General features: G+C 52.7%; 15 protein-coding genes. 9 read left to right on the top strand and 6 right to left on the bottom strand.

Annotation, left to right across the window (positions count from 1 at the left end; translation table 11 throughout):
• The first annotated feature begins 218 nt into the window (after positions 1-218).
• Positions 219-1,247, top strand: a complete 1,029-nt coding sequence (locus tag JJD41_RS18465; protein ID WP_200668959.1) for an adenosine deaminase — start codon at positions 219-221, stop codon at positions 1,245-1,247.
• A 38-nt stretch (positions 1,248-1,285) separates the two neighbouring features.
• Here JJD41_RS18465 and JJD41_RS18460 read toward each other — a convergent pair whose 3' ends face one another.
• The 3 genes from JJD41_RS18460 to pdxA form a co-directional block, all read right to left on the bottom strand.
• On the bottom strand, positions 1,286-2,458 hold the full coding sequence (locus JJD41_RS18460; RefSeq protein ID WP_200668958.1) for an RNA-guided endonuclease InsQ/TnpB family protein: 1,173 nt from the start codon (positions 2,456-2,458) through the stop codon (positions 1,286-1,288).
• 251 nt (positions 2,459-2,709) lie between these two features.
• Positions 2,710-3,030 carry a hypothetical protein gene (locus tag JJD41_RS18455; protein ID WP_200668957.1) on the bottom strand — a complete coding sequence of 107 codons (321 nt, stop codon included), beginning with the start codon at positions 3,028-3,030 and terminating at the stop codon, positions 2,710-2,712.
• A gap of 290 nt (positions 3,031-3,320) precedes the next feature.
• Positions 3,321-4,382, bottom strand: coding sequence for a 4-hydroxythreonine-4-phosphate dehydrogenase PdxA (gene pdxA / locus JJD41_RS18450; RefSeq protein ID WP_200668956.1), 1,062 nt, complete (start codon positions 4,380-4,382; stop codon positions 3,321-3,323).
• A gap of 140 nt (positions 4,383-4,522) precedes the next feature.
• On the opposite strand from pdxA, the gene JJD41_RS18445 reads away from it, so the two are divergent.
• The 3 genes from JJD41_RS18445 to JJD41_RS18435 all read left to right on the top strand — a co-directional run bounded on the left by JJD41_RS18445 (position 4,523) and on the right by JJD41_RS18435 (position 6,284).
• Positions 4,523-5,089 (top strand): plasmid pRiA4b ORF-3 family protein, encoded by a 567-nt coding sequence (locus tag JJD41_RS18445; RefSeq protein ID WP_200668955.1) that lies wholly within the window; start codon positions 4,523-4,525, stop codon positions 5,087-5,089.
• Positions 5,090-5,250: 161 nt separating this feature from the next.
• Positions 5,251-5,823, top strand: a complete 573-nt coding sequence (lepB, locus tag JJD41_RS18440) for a signal peptidase I (RefSeq protein ID WP_200668954.1) — start codon at positions 5,251-5,253, stop codon at positions 5,821-5,823.
• Positions 5,824-5,966: 143 nt separating this feature from the next.
• On the top strand, positions 5,967-6,284 hold the full coding sequence (locus JJD41_RS18435) for a DUF1825 family protein (protein ID WP_200668953.1): 318 nt from the start codon (positions 5,967-5,969) through the stop codon (positions 6,282-6,284).
• Between the two features lie 138 nt (positions 6,285-6,422).
• On the opposite strand, the gene JJD41_RS18430 is transcribed toward JJD41_RS18435, so the two are convergent.
• Positions 6,423-8,348: a penicillin-binding protein 1A gene (locus tag JJD41_RS18430; RefSeq protein ID WP_200668952.1), complete on the bottom strand. Its 1,926-nt coding sequence runs from the start codon at positions 8,346-8,348 to the stop codon at positions 6,423-6,425.
• 469 nt (positions 8,349-8,817) lie between these two features.
• Here JJD41_RS18430 and tyrS point away from each other — a divergent pair, with 469 nt between their 5' ends.
• From tyrS to JJD41_RS18415, 3 genes are all read left to right on the top strand, one after another.
• Positions 8,818-10,050: a tyrosine--tRNA ligase gene (gene tyrS / locus JJD41_RS18425; RefSeq protein WP_234488908.1), complete on the top strand. Its 1,233-nt coding sequence runs from the start codon at positions 8,818-8,820 to the stop codon at positions 10,048-10,050.
• Positions 10,051-10,137: 87 nt separating this feature from the next.
• Positions 10,138-10,845, top strand: coding sequence for an orotidine-5'-phosphate decarboxylase (pyrF, locus tag JJD41_RS18420; RefSeq protein ID WP_200668950.1), 708 nt, complete (start codon positions 10,138-10,140; stop codon positions 10,843-10,845).
• Position 10,846: 1 nt separating this feature from the next.
• Positions 10,847-11,461 carry a hypothetical protein gene (locus JJD41_RS18415; RefSeq protein WP_200668949.1) on the top strand — a complete coding sequence of 205 codons (615 nt, stop codon included), beginning with the start codon at positions 10,847-10,849 and terminating at the stop codon, positions 11,459-11,461.
• Positions 11,462-11,485: 24 nt separating this feature from the next.
• Here JJD41_RS18415 and JJD41_RS18410 read toward each other — a convergent pair whose 3' ends face one another.
• Entirely contained in the window at positions 11,486-12,214 is a 729-nt protein-coding gene (locus JJD41_RS18410; RefSeq protein WP_200668948.1) for a uracil-DNA glycosylase, read from the bottom strand.
• A 74-nt stretch (positions 12,215-12,288) separates the two neighbouring features.
• A protein-coding gene (locus tag JJD41_RS18405; RefSeq protein WP_200664346.1) for an IS5 family transposase occupies positions 12,289-13,049 on the bottom strand; the annotation gives its coding sequence in 2 pieces (ribosomal slippage) (positions 12,289-12,623 and positions 12,623-13,049; 762 coding nt in all).
• A gap of 301 nt (positions 13,050-13,350) precedes the next feature.
• Here JJD41_RS18405 and JJD41_RS18400 point away from each other — a divergent pair.
• A complete protein-coding gene (locus tag JJD41_RS18400; RefSeq protein WP_234488907.1) occupies positions 13,351-14,007 on the top strand; it encodes a phosphoribosyltransferase in 657 nt (218 codons plus the stop codon).
• Positions 14,008-14,097: 90 nt separating this feature from the next.
• Positions 14,098-14,394, top strand: a complete 297-nt coding sequence (locus JJD41_RS18395) for a hypothetical protein (RefSeq protein WP_200668947.1) — start codon at positions 14,098-14,100, stop codon at positions 14,392-14,394.
• Positions 14,395-14,431: the final 37 nt, after the last annotated feature.

Genomic DNA, 14,431 nt, shown 5'->3' with positions numbered 1-14,431 from the left:
AAGTTCACACAATCTACGATTATCGTCATAGCGCGTCCCCCCTGTCAAATTAATTTTTGTTAAAATCTAGCCAATTTCGCTCCCTCTCCCCCGTCCGTCGCCGATCCCGTTTTGTTCGATCCCGTCGCGCTGTTCGAGTCTTCCCTAGCGGGAACGCGATCTGCATTTGAGATCGCGTCGAACATTTTTCATTTTGAAAACACCTAGGAGAATCTGTCGTGGCTTTATATGCAGAGTTACATCGCCATCTCGGCGGTTCCGTCGTTCCCCGGATTTTGTGGCGCTACTTCCAACGGCACGATGCCGACCTGGCCGATCGCTTCCCAGAATATCCATCGTTCGAGCAGTTTTACACCCGAGCACGCAATACCCTCGACGAATATTTAGAACTGCATACCCTGGTTGAAGGAGTACAGACGGCGCAGACCTTACCTTATTTCATTTATCGATTGATTCGCGGGGCTTACATTTTCGAGAATTTGGCCTATTTAGAATTGCGCTACACGCCGTATTTGCGAACGCCGGAAGGGTTGAGTCAGACCGAACGGATCGACAAAATGGCGGAAATCGTCGAAATTGTCGGCAAAGCCTCCCAGGTGACCGAATATCCGATCGTCACCAGTCAGATTTTGTGTATGCACGCCCGATTGCCCAAAGAAGTGAACCGGGCGATCGTCGATTTGGCTCGGCAACAGGGTCAGTATGTATGTGCGATCGATTTAGCTGGGGGAGATAACCATTACGGCGATCGCCTCGACGAATTTATCGAATTATACGAATACGCGCGATCGCACGGCATCCACACCACCGGACATGTTTATGAAACCCCCGACGGCTGCCATCCCGACTTCCTCCCTTACCTCGAACGCATCGGTCACGGCATCCAAATTCCCCTCAAACACCCCGAACTGTTGCCAGACCTGGCGCGGCGCGGTCAATGCCTGGAAATCTGCCCCACCACCTATTTGAAAACCGGAACCTTAGACGACCTACAGCAGTTAAAAGTAGTGTTCGATCGCTGCTTCGAGGCGGGAGTGGCGATCGCCATTTGTACCGACAACGCCGGACTGCACAACGTGCGCCTGCCCTTCGAGTACGAAAACTTACTCACCTACAATATTATCGACTTCCGCCAGATGCAAGCCTGCCAAGCCGCCTCCTTCCGCCACGCCTTCGCCTGGCCCCACACCCAACCCCCCGGCGAAATGCTCTCCGGCTTGCTCAAAGAGCCAATTTCCAGCCTGTGAACTACCGCTATTGAATCAGAGATTACAATAGCGGCTTCCTACCCAACAGATTGCCCAATCGTAGATTTCTTGCGTCCTCTACGGTTCGGTCTTACATCCCGACAGTAGGCTTGGCCCCGCGTCCCGCAGGTCAAGAGTCGTAGCCCCTCTTCTCTGAGATTGATAGCTGCATTGAGATCGCGATCGTGACTCGTCCCACAGCTAGAACAAGTCCAATTTCTGACATCTAGTGGCAGGCTATCGATTTGATTCAAGCAAACGTTGCAGGTTTTAGAAGAGGGGAAGAATCTATCAACTTCAATATAGACTTTCCCTTCCTGTTCGGCTTTGTACTTCAGCATCGTCAAAAACATTCCCCAACCGACTTGGCCGATCGCCTTAGCCAGGTTCGGGTTTTTGAGCATGCCTTTGACATTGAGGTTTTCCACACAGATGACTTGGTTTTCGTCAACTATCCTACGCGATAGCTTGTGTAGGAAATCCTCCCGGCAACGTGCTACCTTGTTATGTACCTTAGCGACTTTCTTTCGTGCTTTATTTCGGTTGTTAGAGCCTTTCTGTTTTCTCGATAAGTCTTGCTGCTTGCGTTTCAGGTTACGCTCATGTTTAGCAATCCATCTTGGGTTGTTAAACTTAGACCCATCGGAAGTTACAGCAAAATGATTTAATCCAAGGTCTACACCGACCGCTTTTCCCTCAGTGGATGAGTCTGGATTGGGTTTCCCATCTTCAAAGAGAATGGAAGCAAAATACTGGTCGCAGCGATTTTTGGTAACTGTGACGGTTTTGAGTTTGCCTTCTATTGGTCGATGAACAACCGCTTTAACTTCCCCAATCTTCGGTAGCTTCAAGACGTTCTCCAGCACCTTGACATTTTGGGGATACTGGATGGATTGTTTGCCGTGTTTGGACTTAAATTGCGGATACCTAGCCCGCTTCTCAAAGAAGTTGTTAAAAGCGGTTCCCAGGTTAATGCAAACCTGTTGAAGGCATTGTGAATATGTCAGCTTTAACCACTCATGCTCTTGTTTGAGGCTGGGAATCTTTTTCTTGATGTCGTAACTAGATAGTCCTTTTCCAGTCTCCTGGTAGGTTTGGTTCATCAAGTTCAGACCATAGTTCCACAGCCATCTGCAATTGCCGAAGGATTGCTCCAGCGATTGCTTCTGCTGCTCATTTGGGTATAGTCTGATTTTGACGACTTTAAGCATTAAGGCAAATTACATTCACCATAAACACTCTACCATAAGTTACTGCCGCAATTCATCGACGTTGCGCTTCAATCAGAGATTTGAAGCGGAGGATTCTTGCGGATTTGGCTAAATCAATTTCACCTCAAAATTGACCCGATCCAATTAAAAGATCACTCCGAGGAAGGGCGAAAACAAATTCGCCCCTCCTGTGTCAGGCGCGAATTTGGAGATGACTGTGGCTATCAAAATCCTTGTTTTTTGACGCGGTATTAGTACAATTTATATCTTTCGAGTGCTTCATTAGCTAAAGCTCGAATAAATTCGCGACTTTGCTCTATCTCAAAACTATTATTATCACCTTTCTGACGATTACATTTCCAACACATCACTTCAAGATTTCTGAAATCAAATAATAATTCCGGACAACGAGCTTTATTGACCTTACGATCTAGGGTGATATAATGGGGGTGAAAATACAAATCTCCAGCCCGATCGATACAGTAACTCCCATCTTCATCCCGATATTGATATCCTCTTTCAATCGCTTCTGCTTTTGATGCAGTTGCATACAATTTTTGTCCGTGTACCATTTTTTGGCCACAAAAAGGACAGGGTTTACCTTTAAACTTTGCCCTGTATTGATTAGGACTAATGGTACAAAATTAGCTCTTTTTCTAAAAGCATTTGTTGGCGTGCGTCTCCTGTTTTAGAGAGCGCATTAATTAATGATTGACCAGCAGAAATGATCTCGGAATTCTGGGGATTTAGGAAGAATTTTAATTTTTCTTTGGCTTGTTCGAGTTCTGCCGTGACTTTTCTAGTTTGCTGGTTAGCTTTTTTTGTTGTTTCAACGAAGAAAGGCGTGAGACACTCTCCCCCCTCAACCGCGTTGGGCGGCGAGGCGGTGACGGCCCAACTCGGCGGCTAGGGAGAGGGCGGCTTTCATGCTGGTGGGGTCGGCGATGCCTTTTCCGGCGATGTCGAAGGCGGTGCCGTGGTCGGGGGACGTGCGGATGAAGGGCAAGCCGATGGTGGTGTTGACGGCTTTGTCGAAGGCGAGTAGCTTAACCGGGATCAAGCCCTGGTCGTGATACAAGGCGAGATAGGCGTCGTGAGCGTTGACTTCGGCGCCGTACCAGGCTTGGCCGGGTTTGACCCAGAGGGTATCGGGAGGAACGGGGCCGTCGAGATGGGCGTGGGGATGGCGGTGGCGTTGGTCTTCCAACCAGGGGATCAGCCAATCCCGTTCCTCGGTGCCGAGTTGGCCGTTTTCGCCACTGTGGGGGTTCAAGCCGGAAATGGCGACGCGCGGTCGGTCGAGGCCGAAATCGCGGTGGAGGCAGTCGAGTAAAAGGTCGAGTTTCCAGGCGAGCAGGTCGGGAGTGAGGGCGTCGGGAACTTGGCGTAAGGGAATGTGGGTAGTGGCGAGCAGGGTTCTTAAGGTCCAGCCGTTGTGAGGGGAGCGGGCGACGAAGAACATGCCGAAGCGGGAGACGCCCGCGCGTTCGGCGAGCAGTTCGGTTTGGCCGGGATAGGGGTGTCCGGCGGCTTTCCACCAGGTTTTGGCGATCGGTCCGGTGACGATCGCCTCGAATTCTCCGGCCAAAGTGCGAGCGATCGCCGCTTCCATATAAGCAAAACTGGCAGCTCCACTGCTAACACTGGGAGATCCGAGGACGATATTGTGAGCTTCGTCTTCGATTTCGATAAAGTTGAGGTCGTCCGGGTCGGCAATGCGATCGCCGATCTTTCGCAATTGTATATAAAGTTGGCGGGCGATCGCGCGGCTGCCGACGACGGTAACCTCACATTCCTCCCGGGTGCGGCGATCGTCGAGCGCTTTTAACACCACCTCCGGTCCGATCCCTGCCGGGTCGCCGAGGGTCACCGCGAGGCGAGGTCGAAGGGTTGCCGCGATCTGAGAATTTTGAGTGAGTTGCATGGGATGAGAACGAGAAACAGATCGATCGCCCCCAAACGGGCGCACTCTTATTTTAGGGGGGTTTGCGTCCTGTCGGCGATCGCCCGTCCTCAGAGGGGCGCTCTCAGCTTAAGATCGAGATATCCACAGATCGAATATCCATGAGCCAAGCCACAGTCAAAACCGAATCGGTTTACCAACTCAAAGTCAGCCTTAGCGAGAGCAACCCGCCGATTTGGCGGCGGATTCAGGTTCCCAGCCACATTACCCTGTACAAACTGCAGCGCATCTTACAGACGGTCATGGGGTGGAAAAACGCCCACCTGCACCAATTCACGATCGCGGGAACCGCTTACGGACAATCTCATCCCGAATACGGCTTGGAAATGAAAACCGAACGTCGGGCTCGTCTCGACGAACTGATTACCCAAGAAGGAGATCGGTTCATTTACGAGTACGACCTCGATGAGAGTTGGGAACATCAACTCGAACTCGAAAAAATTATGGCCCCGGAAGCCAAAATTCACTACCCCCGTTGTCTAGACGGCGAACGGGCCAGTCCGCCGGAAGATTGCGGCGGCATGAGAGGATATCAAGAATTGCTCGAAATCTTAGACAATCCCGACGATCCGGAATATGCGGAAACCGTCGAATGGTTGGGGGGACAATTCGATCCGGATGCGTTCGACCTCGAAGGGGTAAACCGCCAACTGAAAACGATCCGCTAGAGAGGCGATCGCGCGGCGCGCCTCGCCAATTGCAGCTAAAATGCCAAATTTGGGGGGAATTCGGGCGATCCGCCGGGTCTTCGCGCGACCCCGACTCCCCCGAACCCGCCCCCTCTCATCCCCATTCGTACTCGTCAATCTAGCTATTTGTGGAGCATCCCATGACATCAGAGGAAAAACAGGTCAACCCTAGCACTGCCGAGACGCACTGGTGGCCGAAAATCAGGGAAAATCTGCAAGTGTTAGGAATTGCCCTGATTTTAGCCTTAGTCATTCGGACCTTCATCGCCGAACCGCGTTACATCCCCTCCAACTCGATGCAGCCGAACTTACATATCGGCGATCGCCTCGTGGTCGAAAAAGTCAGCTATAAATTCCGTCCCCCCGAAGCCGGAGAAATCCTCGTCTTCGACCCGCCGCCCGCCCTGCAAAAATTCGGCTACAGCGAAGATCAAGCCTTCATCAAACGGGCGATCGCCACCGAAGGACAAACCGTGCAGATCGGAAGCGGACAAGTCTACCTCGACAACCGACCCCTCAGCGAAGCTTACATCGCCGAACCCCCCGCTTACGAGTGGGGACCAAAAGCCGTTCCCCCCGAGCAACTTTTCGTCCTCGGAGATAATCGAAATAATAGTAACGATTCCCACGTTTGGGGGTTTCTGCCGATCCAAAACGTCATCGGACGGGCCGCATTTCGGTTTTGGCCACTCAACCGGATCGGTTTTCTCTAAAACGGCATTTAAACGGGGAAAAAAAGATGCTACTCGGGGCGATCGCGCCTAAACCGCAACAAAAAACTGCACTAAAATATGAGTGAACCCGGTGGCATCTTCCACCATTTTGAGAAACGACAATAAGGGAAACCGAGAGCAAAATGAGCTTTTTTGATTCCGAAATCGTCCAACAAGAAGCCAAACAGTTATTTGAAGATTATCAATCCCTGATCCAACTCGGCGGCAATTACGGCAAGTTCGACCGCGAAGGCAAAAAAATGTTCATCGAGCAGATGGAAGCCTTAATGGAGCGCTATCGGATTTTCATGAAGCGATTCGAGCTTTCCGAAGACTTCATGGCTCAGATGACCGTCGAACAGCTCAAAACCCAACTGGGTCAATTCGGCTTGACCCCGCAGCAAATGTTCGAGCAAATGAATCGAACCTTAGAAAAAATGAAAGGCGAAATCGAAACATAAACTCGAACCGCCAGAATTACTAGCACAGTGGCCCGAGAGCCTCTCGATTCCGAGCGTCTGGGAAGGGCGATCGAGGACAGACGGCCAACCCCGGGCGAGATTCCACCGTCTACCCCCAATCCCTCAAACATACCCCTACTAACGCGGGCGCTCGAACTGGGAAGGCGATTTGAAGTTTTCCACAGGCATTCCCTGCATCGCTTGATGCATGAAATCCCGCCAGATCGGAGCCACAAACCCGCCCCCCGTCGCCCCGGACGCCAAGGGGGTGTAGTCGTCATTACCGACCCAGACCGCCACCGACAACTGAGGCACGTAGCCGACAAACCAAATATCCCGTTCCGAAGACGTCGTTCCCGTTTTTCCGGCAGCCGGACGACCGATACGCGCGTTCGTCGCCGTCCCGCGCGTAATCACCCCTTGCAGCACGTCATTGAGGGACGCCACTGCCCACGGATCGAGCAGCAAACGCGGTTTGGGCGTATTGTCGAGCAGCACGTTGCCCGTACTGTCCGTCACCTGCACGATAAACGTCGGATCCGAATGCCATCCGTTGCTGGCAAACGTCGCATAGGCCCCTGCCATCTCCATCGGCGTCAAGTCGATGGCGCCCAACGGCATTGAAATCACGGGTTCCATCGGGCTTTCGATCCCCAAGGTCCGACAAATTTCAATCACCTTATTGAGTCCGACTGCCTGACCGATTTTGACCGCCGGAACGTTGAGCGACGATTCTAGGGCTTTACGAACGCTGACCGCACCGGAGAACGAACCGCCATAATTGCGCGGCGAATAGTAGCCATTGCCATCGCGGTAGCTCACCGGAGTGTCGTTAACCGTCGATTCGGGAGCGAACTTACCCGACGCAAAAGCGGCGTAGTAGACAAACGGCTTGAAGGAAGAACCCGGCTGGCGGCGCGCTTGAACGGCGCGGTTGTACTGACTCTTTTTAAAATCGGCGCCCCCGACCATCGCCTTGACGAAGTGGGTACGCGGATCGACCGCCACCAGGGCGATTTGGCCGTTGTCGCGGTTGTAAAACAGTCCTTGATAGTAAAGGCGTTCGTGCCAAGCGGCGACGGTTTTTTCCGCCATCCGTTGGAAATTCATATCGATAGTGGTTTGCACGCGCATTCCACCTTTGAGCACCGCATCCCGTCCGAAGCGACGGGTGAGTTCTTGGATGACCGCATCGGTGACGTAAGGCAACTTGCTGGTACGGAAAGAGGTGACGCGACCGACGAGCAAGGGTTGCTGACGGGCTTCGGCTTCCTCTTCCGGGGTAATCCACTTGAGTTCCTTCATGCGGTTGAGGACGACCGCCTGCCGTTGTTTCGCCAACTTGTAATTGACAAAGGGACTGTAATCTTCCGGCGCTTGGATGATTCCCGCCATCATCGCCGCTTCCGCCAGGGTTAAATCGGCGGCGGACTTGTTGAAATAGCTTTGCGCGGCGGTCTCGACGCCATACAGGTTGTGACCCCAGTAGACTTGGTTGAGGTAGAGTTCGAGAATCTCGTTTTTTTCGAGAATTTGTTCGAGACGAATGGCTAAAACGGCTTCCGCCGCTTTCCGACTCAAGGCCCGTTTCGGCGAGAGAAACAAGTTTTTCACCAACTGCATCGTGAGGGTCGAACCCCCTTCCACGGTTTCGTTGGCTTCCAAGTTGGCGACGAAGGCGCGCATCACCCCGCCGGGATTGATCCCGTGGTGGAGGTAGAAATGGCTGTCTTCAATGGCGAGAACGGCCCGTTTGAGGTGAGGCGAGATTTTGTTGAGGGGGACCACTTCTCGGTTGGCTTCGTCGTGAATGCGGGTGAGAAGCTGGCCGTTGATGTCGTAGATGTAGGTGGTTTCTGTCGGGACGTAGTTGCGCAAAACCCGCACGTCGGGGAGGTTGCGGAAGCTCACCGCCAAGCCGACTAGCCCCCCGGCGACCGCCGAACTGGCGAGCATGGTCAACCCTAGCAGGGTGCCTGCCGTGACCTTGCTGATGCCTTGAAAAAAATTGAAGATCGGTGCGGAGTCTCCAGGGGGATTTTGTCCAATCGTGTTAGTAGACACGGCGATTTCACTTCCTCACTAAACAAGGCTTGATTAAGACTTCGGATTTCGCTGCTGACGCGGCTTTTGAAGAATGGGGGGGAGACGACGATCGCCCCTCCAGGAGAGGGTTCGATTTGAGGAGTCTGCGCCCGTCCGTGACCCGCGATCGCGCTGACTCGAAAGGTTCTCCAAAAGACATAGGCCACAATTTTCAGAAGGTCGGAGGGTTTCGATTTCGGAGGGGTTCGCGCCCGATTTGCCCACGACTCTAGTCCCGATCCTCAGTTGCCAAACGGCTCGATCCGGATAGGTCGAGCGGCGCGATCGCGCGATCGCAAGCCCCCAAACCCAGCGCCCCCAACAAGCTGCAATGCTATATAGATTAATTTTGGCGACTAATTTTTGCAATTATAGTAGTCTGACGGTCGAGCATTCGAGCGTTACTCCCTGTTGAATGTCAAAAGCCAATCCCGGCAAAACGCAAAGCATGGTCTGTGAACAACAAGCATCCTTGACTCAAAGTTTATCTTGGCTACACCGTGGTGTCAGCGAAATTTTTCCCGATCGCCCGGATTCGGACGACCCCAATGAAAATCTCGTCCGACGACTGGAAACGGTGGATCGTCCCTTGCGAGTCAAGTTAGGCATCGATCCGACCGGGACGGATATCCATCTCGGTCACAGTATCCCCGTGCGTAAGCTCAGAGCTTTTCAAGATGCCGGACATACTGCCGTCCTTATTATCGGCGATTTTACCGCCCGCATTGGCGATCCGACAGGCAAGTCTGAGGTCCGCCGCCAATTGACCCAAGCCCAAGTCGAAGCCAATGCTAAAACTTATTTGGATCAAGTTCGTTCTATTCTAGACTTCGATACTCCCGGACGACTGGAAATTCGTTACAATTCCGAATGGTTGTCCCAACTCGATTTAAGCAAAATTTTGGAATTGCTCGGGCAAATGACCGTCAGCCAAATGCTCGCTAAGGAAGGATTTGCCGAACGTCAAGCCCAAGAAAATCCCATCTTTCTGCACGAATTTCTCTACCCGCTCATGCAAGGTTACGATTCCGTCGCCGTCCGCGCCGATGTCGAACTCGGCGGAACCGATCAAAAATTTAACATCGCCGTCGGACGCGATTTACAACGTCATTTCGGTCAAACTCCCCAATTTGGCCTGTTGATGCCCATTCTGCTCGGCACCGACGGCACCCAGAAAATGTCTAAATCTCTCAACAATTATGTCGGGTTGACTGAAGATGCCCTGACCATGTACTCCAAACTCGAAAAAATTCCCGATACTTCAATTCCGGACTATTTCGAGTTATTGACCGATTTACCCTTGGACGAGTTGCCGGAAAATCCCCGCGATCGCCAAAAACTGCTCGCCGTGACCATCGTCAGCCAATTTCACGGCGAAACCGAAGCCCGTCAAGCCCAGAAAGACGCTCAAACCCTCGTCGGCGGTCAAACCACCCAGGCGCGATCGGTTCCCGAATTTTCCGTCAGCTCGGTCGAATTCCCCGCCAAGGTCTTTTACTTACTCAACGCCAGTGGCTTGTGTAAAAGCTCTTCAGAAGCCCGCCGCCAAATCAAAGGGGGGGCGGTTCGCATAGACGGCGATCGCGTCGGCGACGAAAATCTCACCTTTGCGTCCCCCACGGACGCCCAAGGCAAAATCCTGCAGGTCGGAAAGAAAAAATTTGTCCGGTTGGTAGAGTAAACTCCCTACAGTGCGGGCATCTTGCCCGCAACTCCCCACCCCCTCAAATCTAAAAAACTCTAAACTCTAAGCTCTAAAATCCCCTACATGTCTATCGCCGATCGCATCATCGTTCCCCTGGACGTTCAAACCCACCAAGCGGCTCTCGCCTTAGTCGATTTCCTCCCGGAAGTCTCTTTCTGGAAAGTCGGCTTGGAACTGTTCGTCAGCGAAGGACCGCAAATCGTTCGAGAACTCAAAGCTCGCCACAAACGGGTCTTTCTCGACCTCAAACTCCACGACATCCCCAACACCGTCGCCGGAGCTTGTCGCAGTGCAGCCCACCTGAACGTCGATTTACTCACCCTTCACGCAACTGGCGGTCGTCGCGCCCTCCAAGATGCCCAAGCCGCCTTGGTAGAGGTTCAAGGAGAAAACCCCCAAACGCGCTTAATGGCGATTACCTTACTCACCAGCTTGAATGCCCGCGATTTGGCCTTCGATCTCAAAGTGCCGATCGAACTGCCCCAATATGCCCTAGAAATGGCTTTATTAGCCCGGGATTGCGGCTTGCCGGGGGCGGTGTGTTCCCCCCACGAAGCCGCACAGTTACGCGAAGTTTGCGGTCCGGACTTTCTGCTCGTCTGTCCCGGGGTGCGTCCGACTTGGGCCGCGAAGGGCGACCAACAACGGGCGATGACCCCTGCGGAGGCATTTAAAGCGGGGGCGAACTACCTGGTCATCGGGCGTCCGATTACGACGGCACCGGATCCGGCGATCGCCTTCCAGCGAATTTGTGAAGAAGTTGACGGATAAGATGGTATCGATCTCCGAGGGTCTTTGGGTGGCGATCGCTTCGGCGGCGATCGTCTCGGCTTCCCCTGGGGCGATCGCCCTTCCCCAACTTTCTACCGAAACACCCACCGAGAACGATCTCCCCATCTACGAACGGCGCACCTGTCCCGCCACCCTCGAACCCCTCGTCACCCAACTAATCGCCGATTTGCCCGGATATGCAAATCGGGTCATCCAACGCACCAACCAGACTTACGTCCCCTACTACGTCATCGTTGCCGGAAATCCCCAATTCGAGCCTCTCCCCCTCGGCCCGGGGCGCACTCCCGGACCGGGTTCGACCTTGCCGGATCTCGAAAGGTCTCCCGACGCCCCCTCCCCCGAAGTCCGTCAGGCATTTCTGACCACCTTGGAACGCAATTATTTAGACCCTACAGGTCTGGTTTTAGAAGGCTATCACTGGTTATTCCTCACCCGAGCCGAGGACGGGTGGCGCTTGGTCACCATTTTCTCTCAAACCCGCCGTCTGCTTCCCGGAGAACCGCCCACCCCCCCCCAAGAAAGCAGCGACAGCGCGATCGCCCAAGCAATTCGCTTGTGGTTGCGCGACTGCCGCCATTTAGATTTTAGATTTTAGATTTTAATTTTTAGATCGAGCGCTTCAAAACTCCTCATCTTCTTGCAACAATTCGGTTAATTTATTACGAACCGCTTGAATATCTTGCCACATCAACCATTTTGGACTGCCTTCTTTGCGAGAAGGATTGCGCAGTAAATAGGCGGGATGGAAAATCGGCATACATAAAAAACCTTGCCAATCGAACCACTGACCTCGAATTTTCGTAATCCCGCGCTTCTCTCCGAGGGTTCCTTTTACCGCCGTCGCTCCAGTTAACAAGATAATTTTCGGATTCACCAAGCGCAATTGTTCTAATAAATAAGGTTTGCACGCTTCAATTTCTGGCGTCGTCGGCGTGCGGTTTCCCGGCGGACGGCATTTATTGACATTGCAAATATAAACGTCCCGTTCGGGATCGAGTTCGACGGAGGCGAGAATTTTATCTAAAAGTTGGCCGCTTTTACCGACAAAAGGTAATCCGGTTTCGTCTTCTTGCTGACCGGGGGCTTCCCCGACGATCGCGATCTTCGCTTGGGGATTGCCGCGACTGACGACCACATGAGTGCGACCTTTAGCCAGTTCGCAGCGATGGCATTGCTGGCAACTGGCGGCGAGTTCGTCGAGGCTGCTGTAGGTGCCGGAAGGAATGGCAATATTGGCGTCGGTGGGGATTAAATTTTTTTGAGAATCAGACCCTGGGGACGTGGATTGACCTGGGGATCGACCGGGATCGGACAGGTCAAATAGACTGAGCTGTTCGTTATCGGACATAATAGTTAGGGGGTGTCATCAATTATGTAGGTTGACAAAAGTGACCAAATGTGGAGGAAAGCGCCTGCGGACATTTAAGCCAGCCAAATCACGGATGCAGCCAGGTAAATGCCACCCAGGAAGTTCACCGAGCGCTTGTCATAACGAGTGGCAATCCCTCGATACTGTTTGAGCTTGGCAAAGAAGTTTTCCACCAGATGTCGGGTTTGATACAAGAATCGATCGTAATCGTGGGCTTGTTTTCGATTCTTTTTCGAGGGAATGACGACTTCAATCCCTCGCTCGTGCAACGGTTGTCTGACTCGTTCGTCGGCATCGTAAGCTTTATCCGCTAGCAGTGCCTGGACTTCCACTGATGGTAGCAACCGCTCGGCACCGACTAGATCGCTGGCCTGACCGGGAGTTAAAAAAAAGATATGGGATTCCCCAAAGCATCCACCACCGCATGAATTTTCGTACTCAACCCGCCTCGGCTACGACCGATATTTTCCTCTTCGGCTGAACTCCCTGATGCTCCAGCACTGTGCTGATGCGCTCGCACAATGGTGGAATCGATGGCAGCATATTCGTTATCGGCTTCCTCGCAGAGGACTTGGAAAACGCGCTCCCACACCCCAGTTTTTGACCAGCGAGTGAAGCGTGTGTGGACGACTCGAAAATCCCCAAAGCGTTCGGGAAGATCTCGCCAAGGAATCCCTGCTCGAAAGCGATACAACACGGCTTCGACGAATAAACGGTTATCTTTAGCTGTGACCCCAACTGTACCCGGACGACCCGGAAGCAGGTGTTCAATGCGTTGCCATTGGTCGTCTCGTAAAGCGTAACGCCGTTTCATCCCGGTTTTGAGCTATCTTGAGTGAACGGGTAGCAGGCTACACACATTTCACTATTTTTGTCAATTTTCTTAATTGATGACAGACCCTAGAAAAACAGAAAAGCATTGGCACGCGATCGCCAATCAAATCACGAATTGCTATGATTTTTAATAGTTTATAATATTTTGGATTGAAGATTTATCTATCATCCGCTTGAGTTGAAACTGCACGGGAATTATCGATAAATTGCGGTCACGAGCTGACCCGTTTGCATCCCCAATCTAAAATCTAAAATCTAAAATTCTAAGAGGGCTACAGGAATTGATCTCACCTGCCCCGTTATTCCGCGATCGCGCCGAAGCGGGAGCGCTACTCGCACGGGCGATCGAGGCTCGACTGAGCGAATACGCCCGCGAATGCCAGCGATCGCCCGAAACTGTGATATTTGCCCTACCGCGCGGCGGTTTGCCGATTGCCGCTCCGGTAGCACGTCGCTTAGGCTGTCCGCTCGATATCGTGGTGGCTAAAAAGATCGTCCGTGCGTACAATCCGGAGCTGGCATTGGGGGCGGTCAGTGCCGACGGTCACGTGTTGTGGGCGCGGCGCTGGCGAAAGTCCCCCTGGAAACAGGCGGCGGTGGCTGCCGCACGGGAGAAGGCGCGAGCGCAATACGAGTCTATGGCGGGGGTTCGGGGTTCGACGAATCTCGCTGGGGCGATCGCGATCGTCGTCGATGACGGGATTGCCACGGGGATGACGATTTCGGTCGCCGCTCGGGCGTTGCGATCGCGCGATCCGGCGCAAGTGTGGATTTGCGCTCCGGTCGCTCCTGCCGATTTAGAGGCATATTTACAAAGATGGTGCGATCGCACGGTGATTTTGGCTACTCCCGAGGAGTTTTCCAGTGTCAGCCGTTTTTATGCGGAATTTCCCCAAGTGAGTCTGGAAGAGGCGATCGCCATCCTCCAGGAATTTTAAGCGTTTTTGGCGAAGGGATCTCTACAGACTTTTCGCGATCGCCGCCAACAGTTAAAATCTAAAATCTACAATCTACAATCTACAATACCGATGAGACGCTGGCAATCGTGGTGGGAAACTCTCTTAGAATCGAGCCAAAACAATCCCCCAGTTTTTATTGAATTATTGATGTTAAGTTTGGCGATCGCCTTGCTCGGCAGTTGGGGAATGACGGAAAAATGGCCGTATTTAGTGCTGAGTTTGAGTTACGCGATCGGTGCGGCGTTATCGAGTTTAGTTCGAGAGGCGATCGCTCCTTCCGCGCAAGCGAAGCTCACCCAAGCTACGGCAGTTTTATTATTATTAGTTAGTGGGTTGAGCTTTGTAGAACTGACCCGCTATTTTTGAGGGTTTCATTTGACGATTTTGCAATACCCACCAGAAA

The organism is Oxynema mangrovii CENA135, from assembly GCF_016632315.1.
In the GTDB taxonomy this organism is placed as follows: Bacteria; Cyanobacteriota; Cyanobacteriia; order Cyanobacteriales; family Laspinemataceae; genus Oxynema; species Oxynema aestuarii.
The sequence above is the reverse complement of the archived record's forward strand: the minus strand, read 5'-3'. Positions and strand labels throughout refer to the sequence as shown.